The sequence below is a fragment of the Bacillus sp. FJAT-50079 genome (genome assembly GCF_018343515.1).
GTDB lineage: Bacteria > Bacillota > Bacilli > Bacillales > Bacillaceae_C > Lederbergia.
The window spans coordinates 422999-439499 of record NZ_JAGYPD010000001.1 but is presented as its reverse complement, the minus strand read 5'-3'; the positions used below and the strand labels follow the sequence as shown (position 1 = coordinate 439499).

The window sequence follows — 16501 nt, the reverse complement described above, 5'->3', positions numbered from 1 at the left end:
TTGGCGAACATGAATGTTTCGTATGAAAAGCTTTTTGAAAAAATGGAGCTTGAATTGAGAAAGGCAAAAGCAACGAGAAATAAACAGCAGCTTCAAGGGCATATGCATGTAATCAAAGCCTTAGCAGAGGTCATGTTAGAAGAAGATAAAAGTGAAAAAGTTGCGCTAGAACAACAGCCATTCGTTCCTCAGGTCGTACCTTCACCGATTCCGACCGTTACGGGAATAGGTGAAAAAACGCTAGAAACAGATGACGGAGCAAATGGAGATTCACTCTTTGATTTTTAAAACGGATAGAAAAGAGGAGCATAGATGAAGGTATTTATTATTATAGGGGCAATTAATGCCTTTTTGTCAGTTGCGTTAGGAGCCTTCGGTGCACATGCACTTGAAGGGAAAATCGAACCTCGATACTTGGAAGTATGGAAAACAGGAGTAACCTATCAAATGTTTCATGCGCTCGGTTTAATCGCAATCGGTATAATTGGAAGAAATGTTTCTCCGTCTGTACTCCTTTCATCATCGGGCTGGTTCATGTTGGCAGGAATCATTCTTTTTTCAGGAAGCCTATACGTGCTCAGTACATCCGGTATAAAAGTGCTGGGCGCAATTACACCACTAGGCGGAGTTGCTTTTCTTATCTCATGGGTGTTACTCATTATTTTTACTGTAAAACATCTTTAAAAACAGCAAATTGAAGCTTTTTTGCAAGCAAAAGGATTATAACGGCTTAGAAAACGGCGTAATGGCTTATAAATTCGTTTATTGGCTTAGAAATTACCACAATGGCTTATAAATTTAACAATCCGTTTGCAAATTTTTGCAATATGGCCTCTAAACTCAACATAGCATACAAAATGGGCAGTGAAAAAAATCACTGCCCATTTCCTTTAGCCTTTGATCTTTATCTTGGCGGATAATTAGCGAGTGGTCCTGCGCCGCTACCAAATGGATATTCATATTCAATCGGCTCATCGAACGTAATAAAATCTACATATATCATTGGGATTAAATAACGTTTACCTGTTTGTGGATCGCTTAAAATTACATGGTCTCGACCGGCAGCTTCAATGATGCCGTGGAAAATTTTTGCATTCCATTCTTTATTATGTTCGTATGTGCTATTAATCTGGACGAGCTTTCCTTTGTTTAAACGGAGAATATTTTCAATATACGACTCTTCGACTGGCAGCATTCCCGGAACATTGATTCCGCCGCTTGGAGTAGCAGCAGTTGGCGTCGGAAATGGAACCTGCATCTGTTGTGGCATTGGGGCGAAAGGTTGACCGTAAGGCATTTGTGAAAACTGACCTTGTGGAAAAAAGCCAGCTGGATTTGGTTGTTGTGCCAAAGTATTCCCTCCTAATAAAAGTTTCAAGATATTGGTAGAAAACGAACTTCACTCTCTTTCATTTCTATGCAGGAGGGACTGGCGATATGCAAAAAAGAAGAGATCCTACATGAGTGTTTCATGTGGATCTCTTTATTGTTATTTTGCTATGCTTGGCACAGATAGGAAGCGCTCAAGATCATTGTCTTCAAGTAAATTACCGACGTAGAATGACCCGAATTCTCCATAGCGTGCACTTACTTCATCAAAGCGCATTTCGTAGACGATTTTTTTGAACTGAAGTACGTCATCAGAGAAAAGGGTGACACCCCACTCCCAGTCATCGAAACCGACAGACCCACAAATAAGCTGTCTCACTTTCCCTGCATATTGGCGGCCAATCATCCCATGACTGTACATTAAATCTTTCCGCTCTTGCATGGAAAGCATGTACCAGTTATCGTTTCCTTCGCGGCGCTTATCCATCGGATAGAAGCACACATGCTTCATTTTCGGCAAAATTGGATATAATCGTCCACGTACGTATGGATTTTCATATGGATCTTCATCCGAATCTTTTGCTAAATAGTTACTTAGTTCAACGACTGATACGTATGAATATGTAGGGATTGTATATTCGGCAATCGTTAATTTATTAAATTCATTTTCGAGCTCATTCAATTCTTCCATCGTTGGACGTAAGATCATCAACATGAAATCTGCCTTTTGGCCGACGATTGTGTAAAGGGCATGACTGCCTTCTTTATTCTCTTGAACAACATTTAGTTTTTCAAGGTATTGGGTGAATTCATGGATCGCTGCTTGGCGTTCTTCATTTGATAATTTCTTCCATGCAGCCCAGTCGATTGATCGAAAATCATGCAATGTATACCAACCATCTAACGTTTGTGCTGGTTCACTCATGTAGATCAACTCCTATTCATCATATTCTGATCTTAATATAGCATAGTTTGTCCAAGATCGCGTTTTCAAGGCTTAAATGTAAGAAAAAAGTCAATAATACACCCATATCATTATGAGTTATGGAGCAAAAGGGTATATGATGGTAGTGGATAGCTATTTATGTATAAGACATCTTAGACTAAGATTTACGAAAATAAGGAGGACGAAGTAAATGGCTGATTTGTTTGTAGGAATTAAAGAAAAGATTGCCGGACAGGATCGGAAAATTGTTTTTCCAGAAGCGTTAGATGAGCGTGTGCTTGCTGCGGCAGGAAGACTTGCAGAAGATGGGCTGGTTAAGCCTATTCTCATTGGAAATATAGAAGCGATTCAAGCGAAAGCAAAAGAGCATAACGTAAAATTAGATCAAATGGAATTGTATGATCCGGAAAACTATGCAGAGTTCGATGAAATGGTTGCGGCTTTTGTTGAGCGTCGAAAAGGGAAAGCAACTGATGCAGATGCGAGAAAGCTATTGTTAGATGAAAATTATTTTGGAACAATGCTTGTATATATGAATAAAGCCCATGGCTTAGTAAGTGGAGCGGTTCATTCAACAGCGGATACCGTTCGCCCAGCATTGCAAATTGTGAAAATGAAACCAGGACTTGGAAAAACGTCTGGTGTCTTTATTATGGTAAAAGATGATGAAAAATTTGTTTTTGCTGATTGTGCGATTAATATTGCGCCAAATAGCCAAGACCTAGCGGAAATTGCAGTGGAAAGTGCAAAAACAGCAGCAATGTTTGACATTGATCCACGCGTAGCAATGCTTAGCTTTTCAACGAAAGGTTCTGCTGTTTCAGATGAAACGAAAAAGGTTTCAGACGCATTGGAATTAGCGAAGGAAATCGATCCACAACTACTCATCGATGGAGAATTCCAATTTGATGCTGCGATTGTTCCGTCCGTTGCTGCGAAAAAGGCGCCAGATTCACCGATTCAAGGGGATGCAAATGTCTTTGTTTTCCCTAGCTTAGAGGCAGGAAATATCGGATATAAAATCGCTCAGCGTTTAGGTGGATTTGAAGCAGTTGGTCCGATTTTACAAGGTCTAAATGCACCGGTAAATGATCTATCACGCGGATGTAGTGAAGAGGATGTGTACAAGCTCGCTCTCATTACAGCACTGCAATCACTAGGCGCTTAAGCTTAAGTATAGAAGGAGTTCAGCTCATGTCAGAGGGGATATTATTATTGCAGCAAGAAAAGTGGAGATTAATTGATCAATCCTCATTCAATCCTCATTTTCATGCGTTACAGTCGTTTGCAATCGATGATACACTTTGCATGTCGGTAGGAAGGGGCTACTCCCCTCCTACGGCAAGAGCTTGGGTTCATCCACGGACGATTGTTCTTGGGATTCAAGATACGAAACTCCCAGAGTTACAAGCAGGATTAGCTTTTCTTGCAGAGGAAAATTATGATTATATCGTTCGTAATTCCGGCGGATTAGCAGTTGTGCTTGACGATGGGGTACTCAATCTCTCGCTTATTCTACCTGAAAAAGAGAAGGGGATTGATATTAATCGCGGGTATGACTCGATGTGGGAACTGATCCGTTTCATGTTTCAAGACTTTCCAGTCGAGATCGAAGCACGGGAAATTGTTGGTTCCTATTGTCCGGGAAGCTATGATTTGAGTATCGGCGGAAAGAAATTTGCTGGCATTTCTCAGCGGAGAATCCGTAAAGGAGTTGCTGTGCAAATTTATTTATGCGTGACAGGGAGCGGAAGGCAACGTGCGGAGCTGATTAGACAGTTTTACAAACGTGCGAAAAACGATCAACCAACGAAATTTATTTTCCCAGAAGTGCGCCCAGAAGTGATGGCATCTTTGTCAGAACTGCTCGGTGTACAATTGACAATCCAAGATGTCATGCTCAGATTTATGAATGTTTTACAAAAGATGAGCACGGAGCTATTCGCCGACCAACTACAAGGGGACGAATTAGAATGGTTCCAAGCGTATTACGAGCGAATGGTAGAAAGAAATAGAAAAATATAAAAAGATGCCTGCCCCCAAAGTGTTAGCTGAGGGGAGGCACCATTTATTCTGCTAGCTTTTCCAAGTTTCCATTGCGATCCATTTTAAATGTTGTTGGCCGTTCTTCATCTTCAAATAAAACATGTTTGCGAGCGCGATTTAAGATTTTCATCATCGTTTCATAATCGTCTTGCATCGTGACCGATTTGTCTTCTAGTTTGTTCACCTGTTGCTGTAAACGCTGATTCTCACTCTTCAAACCAGCCATTTCCCTTTTTAATCTTGCATTCTCATTTTTTAATATATCTAACTGAAACTCAGAAGTTTGTAATTGTTGCAAATAAGCAATAATAGAGCGAATATTGATTCCTTCCGCATTTCCTTCCGGTTTAGGCGCAGGTAAAAGATGCGTTGAAACAGGAACAGTTTCCTCTGAGAATTCTACAGTTGTCATTTCTGTTAGCTCAGGTTCTAACATAGGCTCAAGGATTTCTTCAACGGTTGGAACAGGTGGCTGATAAAGCAGTTTCTTTTTGCCCCCTTGATCTTTACCAAGCATTCGTTGTCGCTGCTTTCGTTGTTTTTTCGCTAAATCAAGCGCTTTTTCATATTGATGGCGAACGACTGCATTCCATCTGAAGCCACATGCTGCCGATGTTCGATTCAGTTTATCACCAACTTCCTCAAACGCGTTCAATTGCGTACTTCCTTCACGTACATGGCGAAGCACCGTTTCCGCTAAAAGCAAGTCGTTTTCTTCTGTCCATGCATCTTGTCGTGTTTTCATTTCTCTTCAACTCCCTATCATTCATCTTTTGATTTTTTGATTCAGTAATCATAGGATGGACAAGGAAATGCATCTTTATACCAATATCGCAAAAAAAATGATAGAAACTTCTGTACTTTTAATAAAAGGGTAAAGCCGATATAATGGAATCATGATAGATAGGAAGAGGGGCGTTTATGCATCATTCCAATTTAAAATTAAGTGAGGAAAAAGTTTTTAAAGACCCTGTTCATCGCTATGCACATGTGAGAGACCAAACGATCTGGGATTTAATCGGCACGAAGGAATTTCAGCGCCTGCGCCGAATAAAGCAGCTCGGTACGACATATTTAACGTTCCACGGTGCGGAACATAGCCGCTTTAATCATTCTTTGGGTGTATATGAAATCGTGAGACGAATCGTTGATGATGTTTTTCAAGGACGACCAGAATGGGATGACGATCAACGATTGCTGTCTTTATGTGCCGCACTTTTACATGATCTTGGACATGGACCATTTTCTCATTCATTTGAAAAAGTGTACGGATTAGATCATGAACAGTTCACGAAGAAAATCATTCTTGGCGATACAGAAGTGAATGCGGTTCTGCAACGTGTCAGCCCAGATTTTCCGCAAAATGTGGCGGAAGTAATAGGGAAAACGTATAAAGATAAGCTCGTTGTCAGTTTGATTTCCAGTCAAATCGATGCTGATCGAATGGATTACTTGCAACGTGACGCATATTTTACTGGAGTCAGCTATGGGCATTTTGATATGGAACGGGTTTTACGTGTCATGCGCCCGCGGGAAGATCAGGTCGTTTTTAAATCGACAGGGATGCATGCGGTTGAAGATTATATAATGAGTCGCTATCAAATGTATTGGCAAGTGTATTTTCATCCTGTCACGAGAAGTGCAGAGGTAATTTTGACGAAAATCTTAAAGCGTGCCAAAGCGCTATATGAAGACTCTTACTCTTTTAAGTATGAACCTACGCATTTTGTCTCGCTTTTTGCTGAAAAAGTCACATTGGAAGATTATTTAAAATTAGATGAGTCCGTCATTTTATATTATTTTCAAATGTGGGAAGATGAAGATGACTTTATTTTACGAGATTTATGCCAGCGGTTTATGAATCGGAATCTATTCAAATACATTGAATTTGATCCAGCTCGACAGTATAAATTATCAGTTCGTCTGCATGAGCTCTTTAGAGAAGCGGGAATTGATCCAGATTATTATTTGGCGGTCGACTCTTCATCAGATTTGCCATATGATTTTTACCGTGGGGGAGAAGAAGAAGAGCGGATGCCGATTCAATTATTAATGCCGAATGGCGATATACGTGAGCTTTCAAGGGAATCAACGATCGTTGAGGCGATTTCAGGGAAGAAACGAACAGATCATAAATTGTATTTTCCAGAGGATTTCCTTTTAGATGATTCAAAGCATGCAAACATTAAGCAACAAATTTTATCGATTTTGAAAAAACATTAGAAGGAGCCCATTGCTGGACTCCTTCGTTGTTTTCTTATTGATCGCTAAGACGTTTGCCGCCAACGGCATAATGGTTTTTACTCATTTCTTCGATGAAGACAACAATTTTATCTTCGGTTGCACCAGTTGTTTCACTGACAGCAGCTGTTACTTTCTCCACAAGCGCTTTCTTTTGTTCTTCACTACGACCTTCAATCATTTTTACTGTTACGTATGGCATATTGGAACCCCTCCTAGAAAATATGTATCATCAAAAGTGTATGCTTTTTCGGTTGTTGAGGCAAGATGGAGAATTCAATGCTTTTTTTGTATAATAGAGATTATGTTAGAAAAAAGGGAGTTGGATGTATGGAGCGTTTCCTCGCATTTCGCTTAGAACAAATTCCGCTCGTTGCAGCGGCATTATTAATTGCTTTTACCGTTCATGAATTTGCTCATGCGTATACTGCATATAAATTAGGGGATCCAACTGCGAAAGATCAAGGTAGATTAACGCTAAATCCGATGCAACATCTTGACCCAATCGGGACATTGCTTATTTTTATCGTAGGATTTGGCTGGGCACGCCCTGTTCCCGTCAATCGTTTTCTCTTAAAGAACAAACGAATTGGGGGCATTCTCGTTTCTCTCATGGGTCCGATAAGTAATTTGCTTCTGGCGATCATTGGGACTGCGATTATTTTTGTTCTAATTACAACGGGTATGGCAGCGTCAATGCCTTCGATGGTTATGCAGTTTTTCAATTTATTCGTGTACTTAAATGTTCTTTTATTCGTTTTTAATCTACTGCCGTTACCACCATTGGATGGCTATCGAATTGTCGAGGATCTTGTATCACCATCTGTTAGGGCAAAGATGACTCAATATGAACAATATGGTGCACTCGTTTTTTTAATTCTCGTCATCACTCCATTGGGAGGATATACGATTTATCCAATCATTCATAATGCCGTTCCGTTTTTTATTCAAAGTATCAATCAATTATTTTCGGTCTTTTTATGAAATGAGTAGAGGGGGAGCTTATTAATGAGTCAAGGCAATCGGAAAATAGAATTTAATATTATTAAAAACGCTCCGACGGATGGCCATAAAGGCTTTGGAATCGGGTCTCTTAATCTTGAGAATATAACGCCTTTATTAATTGATCCAGAAAAGAATGAAGTATGGATTGAGCCGCAAGCAATGCATGCGCGCAGCAAAACAGAGCGGGGAGTTAAATATTTAAAGGATCGCTCGGAGTTACCAGAAGAAGGAACGAAGCTTTATTGGGTCATATGGGTTGCCATCGATCGTAAGCCGGAAGGACCTTATTATGCTGGAGTCACAGCGTGTGAATTACTTATCAATCGTTCGATCCGCCGTGGATATAAATCAATGCCGGAGCACGTAAACCATCTTGATCGGGCAATGAAAGGGAAGATTATCGTCGAGCAAATGGACGAAAAATCACGTAAGTTACTTGGAGAATTTTTGCGCGGACATGATGAACAGATATGGGAACGATCCAGCGAGGAATTAAAGCAAAGCTTAATGTGAACAATCTATGACAGTTTAATAAAACAAACAAAGCTAGCTTGCTGAATAACTGAAAAAAAAGTAAACTGAAAGTAGATTGCACATAAGCAACTAGGACATAAAAAACCCGAGGCCGCACACCTCGGGTTTTTTTATATGAAGAAAATCAGGAATTGCGCCACTTTCGATTGTAATTGCGTGTCTTTTGGATTAATTGCGTCAATTTTAGTGTTAATTGCGCCTTTTTCATAGATAATTGCGTATTTGACCTAGTTTGGTGCAATTGGAAGATGATCCGTACAAACTTCAGTTGGCTCGGTCCCTTTTTTAAAATAAGTAAGGCGAAAGACTGGGCAAAATTCGGTTGCAATTTTCCCTGTTTCCGGATCAATCGGTAACACCTCAACACCGGATGGAGGTTTGAACTCGTGAAGCTGTTCCATTTGTCCTTCAATCGCTTGTTCCATAAAACGAATCCACACATTTTTGGCAACGACTTTATCCTCGGTCAAAGTTAAGTCTTCTCCTTGGTCATAGCCTGTCCAAACGGCAGCTGCTAGTCCAGGAGTAAATCCCGCCATCCAGCTATCTGACTGGGTTGAACCGGATTTCCCTGCATACAAACGCCTCATTTGTGAAGAAATGGATGCGCCTGTCACCGTCGCATAGCCATTTAATTTCGTATCAAACATCCCCGTCATCATTTGACTCATTACAAAAGCATGTTGAGGATTTAAGATTTGTTCATCGTTTGAATTTGCTTCATAAATGATCTTTCCGTCCTGATCTTCCACTCGCTGAATCAGTGTCGGTTCTACTTTTCTTCCGCCATTGGCAAGAATGCTATAAGCATTGACGAGCTCAGTTACCTTTATACCCGAAGTGCCTAGTGCGAGCGATGGAACTTGATTGATATTAGTTGAAATTCCAAATCGTTTCATCGTATCAACGAGCACATCCTGCCCTAAAAACAAATGAGTTTTCACTGCATAAATATTATCGGAAACCGCTAACGCTTGCGCCATCGTTATTTCTCTATTTGCATACTCATTATTAAAATTATGCGGTGTATACTCTGCATTCCCATCAAGCTTAAATGTTGTCGGCTCGCTCGCTAACAGGGTAGAAGGAGTAAAGCCGTGTTCAAGCGCCGCGTAATAAAGCAAAGGCTTGACAGTAGAGCCTGGCTGGCGAACAGCCTGGGTGGCTCGGTTAAATGGGCTTTCATCATAATCACGTCCACCGACCATAGCGGTAATAAACCCAGTTTTTGGATCCATCGCTGTAAAACCAATTTGTAATTCTGATTGGTCAGAAATGGTTTCCTTAACGATTTCCTCCGCTATTTTTTGCTGCCGTTCATCGAGGGTAGTAAACACCTTTAACCCTCCGAGAGAGACCATTCGTTCATCAAGACCAACCGTTGTCACAAGCTCCTTTTGCACCGCATCAAAAAAATACGGAGCTGATTCTGCTCGGTGATGCGGATGTTCACCTGTAAAGTTAAGTTCTTCCTTCCCAGCAATGTCCGCTTGGCGTTGTGAAATAGCACCCGTATCGACCATTGCATCTAAAATAAGCAATTGTCTATTTTTCGCCTTTTCATAGGAATGAAGAGGTGAAAAGCTACTCGGACCTTTCGGAATCCCCGATAGCATTGCGCCTTCTGCTAAAGAAAGATCTTTGGCACTTTTGCCAAAATAAAACTGGCTTGCTGCTTCGATTCCGTAAGCGCCGTGTCCAAAATTAATCGTATTCAAATAGCCCTCTAATATTTCATCTTTATCATAATTCACTTCTAAACGAAGCGCATAAAATGCTTCGGACAATTTACGCTTCCACGTTTTATCCATCGTTAAAAATAAATTTCGTGCATATTGTTGGGTGATCGTACTCGCCCCTTGCACTTTGTCCATTTGCTTGGCATTTGCTAAGATCGCTCCACCGATTCTTTTTATATCGAAACCAAAATGGCTGTAAAACGTTCGGTCTTCGATCGCAACGACCGCATCTTTTACGTTTGGGGAAATTTCATCTAAATGAACCCAATAACGTTTTTGTCCACTATTGCTTTCGCCGATAATGGCACCATCATTAGCATAATATAATGTCGACTGCGGAATGGCGAGCGCCGGCGGACCTAGAATTTTAATATACAAATAAACAGAAAAAAGCAAGCATGCGGCCACAACGCTCAAAATAAGTGCAGCATAGCTATATAATCGGATCGTTCTCCATTTTCTCCGCGATCTCCGTGTCACCTTTTTTGGCTCCAACGTTTTCACCCCATACTCCAAATCTTTTTTTCAACAGTATGAGGTCAATAAACAAGTTTTATTCAAAAATTTCCGAAATTATTTTCTGTTCGTCTTATTTCGTGGTCAAAGCACAATTATGCTATATTGAAAGATAGGACATGTCGGTTTATAATGAGGAGATTATTGTAACGATTGAAAGAGGGCGAAGTTTATGAACGCAGTAGAAAATAAAAGCCCAGCGAAAATTAAGCTTATTACGACGATCCGTCATCCAGACCAAGAAAAAGAGACATTTGAATTGTGGGTAGAAGGGTTTTTCATTCGAAAGCAAGGTCAAATGTATTTATCATACACAGAAATCCAAGAAGGTGGAAATGTAAGGACGACGGTGAGAATGGGTGATCACGAAGCGCTTATATTAAGAGGCGGGGCGATTCGAATGCGCTTGCCGTTCCGATTGAATGAACAACAACCAGGTAGTTATGATGGTGGGTTTGGTTCACTGGCTATAACTGTTCACACCCATCGTTTAACATTTGATCCTGATCAACGTCAATTTTTTGTAGAATATGACTTACTTGCTGACGATCAGCATGTAGGGGCTTATCGATTAGAATTTTCATATACGGAGGAGTCACAATGAATGTAGTTGAAAAAATGCAGAGCGATTTAAAAACGGCCATTCAAGATGCGGTCGTACAGGCTGGCTTAGCAACGAAGGAAGAAATGCCAGAAGTAATTTTAGAAACGCCAAAAGATAAATCTCATGGCGACTATTCGACGAATATGGCAATGCAACTTGCTCGAATTGCGAAAAAGGCGCCACGAATGATTGCGGAACAAATTCAAGCGAATCTTGATCGCTCCAAAGCATCGATCGAAAAAATCGATATTGCTGGACCAGGATTTATTAACTTCTATTTAAATAATCGTTATTTAACGGAGCTCGTTCCTGCTATTTTAGAAGCAGGAGATGAATATGGCCGTTCCAATGCAGGAAATCAGCTAAAAGTACAAGTTGAATTTGTTTCAGCTAATCCGACTGGCGACCTTCATCTTGGTCATGCACGTGGCGCAGCGGTTGGCGATTCATTATGCAATGTACTCGACAAAGCGGGCTATAGTGTATCCCGTGAATATTATATTAATGATGCTGGAAATCAGATTCATAATTTAGCGTTATCTGTGGAAGCCCGCTATTTTCAAGCGCTTGGATTAGAAAAAGAAATGCCAGAAGATGGCTATCATGGAAAAGATATCGTGGAAATTGGTAAAAAGCTCGCGAAAGAATTCGGCGAACAATATGTCCATATGGATGAAAAGGAACGCTTTGAATTTTTCCGCCGCTACGGACTTGACTATGAAATGGAAAAATTGAAAGCGGATCTGGAACAATTCCGCGTGTTATTTGATGTTTGGTATTCAGAAACCTCTTTATACGAAAATGGAAAAATTGATAATGCATTAAATGTGCTTCGAAATCAAGGTCATATTTACGAAGAGGATGGAGCAACATGGTTCCGCTCAACGACGTTTGGCGATGATAAAGATCGCGTTCTTATTAAAAATGATGGAACGTACACATATTTAACTCCTGACATTGCCTACCATCAAGATAAATATGAACGGGGTTTTGAGAAGCTTATTAATATTTGGGGAGCGGATCATCACGGATACATTCCAAGAATGAAAGCAGCGGTTGAGGCGCTCGGCCATGAAAAAGATAGCTTGGAAGTTGAGATCATTCAACTCGTCAATCTTTATAAAGACGGAGAAAGAATGAAGATGAGCAAAAGAACAGGTAAAGCTGTTACAATGCGTGAATTAATTGAAGAAGTGGGCCTTGATGCTGTTCGCTACTTCTTCGCAATGAGAAGCGGTGACACGCATATGGATTTTGATTTGGATCTCGCTGTTTCCGAATCAAATGAAAACCCGGTCTATTATTCGCAATATGCACATGCACGAATTTGCAGCATCATGCGCTCTGCTGAAGAGAAAGGCTTCACTGTTGATCAAAATGCAGATCTTACTTCTCTAAGTAGCGAAAAGACAGTAGAACTATTGAAAAAGCTCGGGGAATTTCCTCAAGTAGTTGCGGATGCGGCTGAAAAGCGAATCCCGCATCGGATTACGAATTATATTTTTGAGCTTGCTTCTACCTTCCATAGCTTCTACAATGCGGAGAAAGTATTGAACGAAGACAATCCGGAAGAAACGAAAGCTCGACTCGCTCTCGTAAAAGCTGTACAAATTACACTGAAAAACGCACTCGCCCTAGTCGGCGTGTCTGCACCAGAAAAAATGTAATAAAAAAGGCCGCTATGTTCAATAGCGGCCTTTTTGAATGGATACTAATATGAAGAAGTACTTCTAATTTGTAGGGGAATTTCTCGAAGTTCGGTAGGTAAGCTCCAGTTCTAATGGATGTAGAAAGTAGGGACCCCCTAAATTCTAGTAGATGAGCCGCTATCCAATAACAAGCAAACGTCAGATCTCATAAAATCACTTCAATAATTCCAGGCCAAAACGATAGTATTTGCTTCAATAAGAAATTCGAACGGTTTCATATTACAATAATCCCTTTATAATATAGCTAATTCCTTCTTTCCAGCGAGCGCCGAGTGGAAGTGAATATAAGTTTTCCAGTTTGAGGCGGGTCGAATGACGAATGTCTTCAGCGAGCGCCGCCTCGACTTCGGCAATGAATGCTCGTTCATAAATAAAACAATTGATTTCATGGTTTAAGAGGATGCTTCTGTAATCAAAATTAGCTGTGCCAATGTCACAGATTTTCCCATCAATGACAATCACTTTCGCGTGAAAAAATCCATTCTCAAATTGATAAACGATCCCATCTTTAGCGAGGATTCGTCGTAAATAGCGAAAAGAAGCTTCTTTTACAAGCGGGTGATCGGATTTATTTGGAACGAGTACAGTGACGTTTACTCCTCTATCCATTGCCGCTTCGATTGCTGAAAATAATCTTCTTGGTGGAATAAAGTAAGGGGTGCCAATCACAAGCGACGTTTTTGCTTTTTCAATGAGTTGAATGAGCATGTTTTCTACATCGACTCCTTCAGATGGATAAAGCCGATGCTCCATATCAAATCGGGAGGGGGATGGTTGTATAATTTGAAAAGCGTCCCCTGTTGCTCGCTCCCAATCCATTAAAAATTCCTGTTCAAGATCGGCAACGGCCTCACCGATTAAGCGAACGTGATAATCGCGCCATGGAGACAGTTCAGGATCGAGATCAATGTATTCCTTCCCAATATTGTATCCGCCTAGATAGCCAACCTGACCATCGATGATCGTAATTTTCCGATGGTTTCGCTGTTGGAGGGAAAACATGAGAAATGGCAAGCGCGGTTTGTGGCAATAAGCGATATGGATACCGACGGCACGGGCCTCTTTTATCCATTGTTTTGGTACGCTGCGACCACCGAACCAGTCTAGTAGTAGCCGGACTTTTACACCTTTTATAGCTTGCTTCTTCAAGGCTTCAAAAAAAGCTTGGCTAAAACGGTCATTTTTGACGATATAAAAAAGAATGTGGATCGTTGATGTGGCTGCTTGCAAATCAGAGAAATAAGCTTGATATAAATCTGATCCATTCGTAATCAATTCGAGTTTGCCGTCCCGGATCGGATATTCACGCGTTTTCCAACGTTTTCGATGGATGTACTTTCCGATATGAAAGTCGATATACCCCCATAGCACGATGATCAAAATGATGACGCAAACTGTTGCAAACGATCCCATTAGTTATCCTCCAAATACGTTCTCATCGAATTCTTTCACTTTAATCTTTAGTAAGTATTCCCTTAATAGTACCAAAAAAGATGTGAGAAAAGAAAAAAACATGTATAATAATGGATGTTCATTCAACTACATAGCTTGGACGTCGGTGCTTCTTTTCAAAAAGGAGCTGAAAAGGGAAGTTGGTGCAATTCCAACGCGGTCCCGCCACTGTAAATGGGAGTGAGCTGTTAAAAACCACTGTGCGATGCATGGGAAGGTGCAGCAAGCAATGACCATGAGCCAGGAGACCTGCCGATGCCACTGCACCAGCGTACCTACGAGGATAGGGAGGTGAAGAAGCGGCATTCGTCGCTTTATGTTCTAATGTACATCTTCCTTCTGTGAGGGTGTTTTTTATTTTGTAAAAAAAGAGGAGGAGTAGGCAGAATGAAAAAATTACACCTATTGTTAGCAGCTTTGCTACTCGCATTATTAACTGCTTGTGGAGCTACTGCGGATCCAAAGCCGGCTGAAAAAGAACCAGTAACAGAGCAAGCAAATGAAAAAGAAGCGGCATTTCCGGTAACTATTAAAGATGGTGTCGGAAAAGATGTTAATCTTGAACAAAAGCCAGAGAAAATTGTTTCGCTAATTCCGAGCAACACGGAAATTGTATATGCACTAGGTGAAGGTGAAACAATCGTCGGTGTGACAGATGTAGATAACTATCCGGAAGAAGTGGCAGATAAAGAAATCGTCTCAACATTTATGGAGCTGAATATCGAAAAGATCATTTCATTAGAACCTGACGTTGTGCTCGCACACGCTTCAACTGCTTCGTATTGGGAAGCAGGATTGCAACAGTTAGAGGATAGCGGAGTAACTGTACTTGTTGTTAATGATGCCCAAAGCTTTGATGGAGTGTATGAATCAATTGAAATGATTGGAAAAGCAACGGGTAAAATAGAAGAAGCGGATACATTGATCGAAGATATGAAAGGGAAATTGGCAGAATTGAAAAAACAAGCAGAGTCGATTTCAGATGAAGATCAAAAATCAGTATTTGTTGAAATATCTCCCGCACCAGAAATTTATGCAACAGGGAAAAATACATTTATAAACGAGATGCTTGAATTGATTCATGCGAAAAATGCGGTGGAAGAGGAAGGTTGGCCGCAAATGAATGAAGAAGCAATCATCGCCCTTAACCCGGACGTCATCGTGCTTACATATGGATATGTTGAAAATGCAGTTGATCAAGTATTAGAGCGTGCAGGTTGGGAAGATGTAACAGCTGTGAAAGAAAAGCAAGTGTATGAAGTGAACGAAGACCTTGTGAGCCGTTCGGGTCCAAGAGTTGTTGAAGGAGTAGAGGAGCTTGCAAAAGCCATTTACCCGGATGTTTTCGGGAAGTAAAACGGTAATTTCATACAGTGTAGCAACGGGTTGCTTATTTTTCGCTATGTTGCTTGCGATTTCCCTTGGAACAGTACATGTACCTTTCAAGGAAATCATGGCGATCATTGGTAGCGAGGTATTTCATTTACCGCTCAATCATTCGCTTGATCCAATGAATACAAACATCGTTATGAAAATTCGCTTACCACGTGTGATTTTAGCTGGACTTGTTGGGGCTTCTCTCGCTTTAGCGGGAGCGGCCTTCCAAGGCCTACTTCGTAATCCGCTCGCAGATCCATACACACTTGGCGTGTCATCAGGCGCATCGATTGGTGCAGTTTGTGTGTTATTTTTTCAACTAAGTTTACCGATGACGGGAATCTTCACATTGCCATTTATAAGCATTATTGCTGCCTTCATTACTTTATTCCTCGTATTACTATTTGCTAAAACAGTTGAACCTTCGATGAAGGTGGAGACGATTATTTTAACGGGAATTATTTTTAGCTCATTTCTTGGTGCCCTTCTATCATTAATGATTGCCTTATCGGGGGAAGAATTACGGCAAATTATCGGTTGGCTACTTGGTAGTGTTTCGATGCGGGGCTGGAGTTATATCCGGATTATTCTACCGTTCTTCATTATCGGCAGTATAATATTACTTTTCAATTCTAGGGAGCTCAATGCGATGTCATTTGGAGAAGAGCGTGCGCAGCATCTAGGAGTAAACGTTGAATTGCGTAAGCTTGTTATTCTTGTAGCTGGCTCAATGCTTACAGGTGCGGCTGTTGCCGTTTCGGGAACGATCGGATTTGTTGGACTCGTTATTCCTCATTTTGTTCGTATTCTCTCAGGGCCTGATCATCGCAGGCTTTTACCATTAACGCTGCTCGTTGGCGCTGCCTTCCTTATACTCGCTGATTTAACGGCCCGAACCATCATTCAGCCGGCTGAGCTGCCAATCGGCGTTATAACTGCACTTATCGGAGCGCCGGCATTTGCAGCAATATTAGTGAAACGACGAATGGAAAGTAGAGGATAG

17 protein-coding genes and 1 riboswitch are annotated in these 16501 nt (G+C 40.9%); of the genes, 11 read left to right on the top strand and 6 right to left on the bottom strand.

All coding sequences use genetic code 11. From position 1 onward, the window contains the following. Positions 1-9 precede the first annotated feature (9 nt). Positions 10-288, top strand: a complete 279-nt coding sequence (locus tag KHA95_RS02070; RefSeq protein WP_213135797.1) for a YwdI family protein — start codon at positions 10-12, stop codon at positions 286-288. A gap of 24 nt (positions 289-312) precedes the next feature. Beyond that, the gene (locus KHA95_RS02065) at positions 313-684 is read left to right on the top strand and encodes a DUF423 domain-containing protein (RefSeq protein WP_213135796.1); all 372 of its coding nucleotides are present in this window, start codon (positions 313-315) and stop codon (positions 682-684) included. Between the two features lie 220 nt (positions 685-904). Here KHA95_RS02065 and gerQ read toward each other — a convergent pair whose 3' ends face one another. Continuing rightward, positions 905-1297, bottom strand: coding sequence for a spore coat protein GerQ (gene gerQ / locus KHA95_RS02060; protein WP_213136136.1), 393 nt, complete (start codon positions 1295-1297; stop codon positions 905-907). 192 nt (positions 1298-1489) lie between these two features. After that, the gene (gene hemQ, locus KHA95_RS02055; RefSeq protein WP_213135795.1) at positions 1490-2254 is read right to left on the bottom strand and encodes a hydrogen peroxide-dependent heme synthase; all 765 of its coding nucleotides are present in this window, start codon (positions 2252-2254) and stop codon (positions 1490-1492) included. Between the two features lie 211 nt (positions 2255-2465). Between hemQ and pta the strand changes: the two genes are divergently transcribed. Together pta and lipL are read left to right on the top strand one after the other, a co-directional pair. Then, on the top strand, positions 2466-3443 hold the full coding sequence (gene pta, locus KHA95_RS02050; protein WP_213135794.1) for a phosphate acetyltransferase: 978 nt from the start codon (positions 2466-2468) through the stop codon (positions 3441-3443). Positions 3444-3469: 26 nt separating this feature from the next. Further along, entirely contained in the window at positions 3470-4300 is an 831-nt protein-coding gene (gene lipL, locus KHA95_RS02045; protein WP_213135793.1) for an octanoyl-[GcvH]:protein N-octanoyltransferase, read from the top strand. 43 nt (positions 4301-4343) lie between these two features. Here the strand turns inward: lipL and KHA95_RS02040 are convergent, their stop codons facing one another. Then, the gene (locus KHA95_RS02040) at positions 4344-5066 is read right to left on the bottom strand and encodes an RsfA family transcriptional regulator (protein WP_213135792.1); all 723 of its coding nucleotides are present in this window, start codon (positions 5064-5066) and stop codon (positions 4344-4346) included. A gap of 176 nt (positions 5067-5242) precedes the next feature. Between KHA95_RS02040 and KHA95_RS02035 the strand changes: the two genes are divergently transcribed. Further along, positions 5243-6544 (top strand): HD domain-containing protein, encoded by a 1302-nt coding sequence (locus KHA95_RS02035; RefSeq protein WP_213135791.1) that lies wholly within the window; start codon positions 5243-5245, stop codon positions 6542-6544. Between the two features lie 34 nt (positions 6545-6578). Here the strand turns inward: KHA95_RS02035 and KHA95_RS02030 are convergent, their stop codons facing one another. Then, positions 6579-6764, bottom strand: a complete 186-nt coding sequence (locus tag KHA95_RS02030; protein ID WP_213135790.1) for a 2-hydroxymuconate tautomerase — start codon at positions 6762-6764, stop codon at positions 6579-6581. A 128-nt stretch (positions 6765-6892) separates the two neighbouring features. Between KHA95_RS02030 and KHA95_RS02025 the strand changes: the two genes are divergently transcribed. Next, positions 6893-7546 (top strand): site-2 protease family protein, encoded by a 654-nt coding sequence (locus tag KHA95_RS02025; protein ID WP_213135789.1) that lies wholly within the window; start codon positions 6893-6895, stop codon positions 7544-7546. A gap of 24 nt (positions 7547-7570) precedes the next feature. Then, complete coding sequence (locus KHA95_RS02020; RefSeq protein WP_213135788.1) at positions 7571-8080, top strand: YwhD family protein; 510 nt, start codon at positions 7571-7573, stop codon at positions 8078-8080. A gap of 248 nt (positions 8081-8328) precedes the next feature. Here KHA95_RS02020 and KHA95_RS02015 read toward each other — a convergent pair whose 3' ends face one another. Beyond that, on the bottom strand, positions 8329-10344 hold the full coding sequence (locus KHA95_RS02015) for a transglycosylase domain-containing protein (protein WP_481748395.1): 2016 nt from the start codon (positions 10342-10344) through the stop codon (positions 8329-8331). A 184-nt stretch (positions 10345-10528) separates the two neighbouring features. Here KHA95_RS02015 and KHA95_RS02010 point away from each other — a divergent pair, with 184 nt between their 5' ends. Together KHA95_RS02010 and argS are read left to right on the top strand one after the other, a co-directional pair. Then, positions 10529-10960: a YwiB family protein gene (locus KHA95_RS02010; protein WP_213135787.1), complete on the top strand. Its 432-nt coding sequence runs from the start codon at positions 10529-10531 to the stop codon at positions 10958-10960. Continuing rightward, positions 10957-12627 carry an arginine--tRNA ligase gene (argS, locus tag KHA95_RS02005; protein WP_213135786.1) on the top strand — a complete coding sequence of 557 codons (1671 nt, stop codon included), beginning with the start codon at positions 10957-10959 and terminating at the stop codon, positions 12625-12627. Before KHA95_RS02010 ends, argS begins: the two co-directional genes overlap by 4 nt. A 261-nt stretch (positions 12628-12888) precedes the next feature. Here the strand turns inward: argS and cls are convergent, their stop codons facing one another. After that, entirely contained in the window at positions 12889-14082 is a 1194-nt protein-coding gene (cls, locus tag KHA95_RS02000) for a cardiolipin synthase (protein ID WP_213135785.1), read from the bottom strand. A 126-nt stretch (positions 14083-14208) separates the two neighbouring features. Further along, positions 14209-14392, top strand: a riboswitch (cobalamin riboswitch). 116 nt (positions 14393-14508) lie between these two features. Between cls and KHA95_RS01995 the strand changes: the two genes are divergently transcribed. Then, positions 14509-15477: an ABC transporter substrate-binding protein gene (locus KHA95_RS01995; protein WP_213135784.1), complete on the top strand. Its 969-nt coding sequence runs from the start codon at positions 14509-14511 to the stop codon at positions 15475-15477. Next, complete coding sequence (locus KHA95_RS01990) at positions 15440-16501, top strand: FecCD family ABC transporter permease (protein ID WP_481748394.1); 1062 nt, start codon at positions 15440-15442, stop codon at positions 16499-16501. Before KHA95_RS01995 ends, KHA95_RS01990 begins: the two co-directional genes overlap by 38 nt.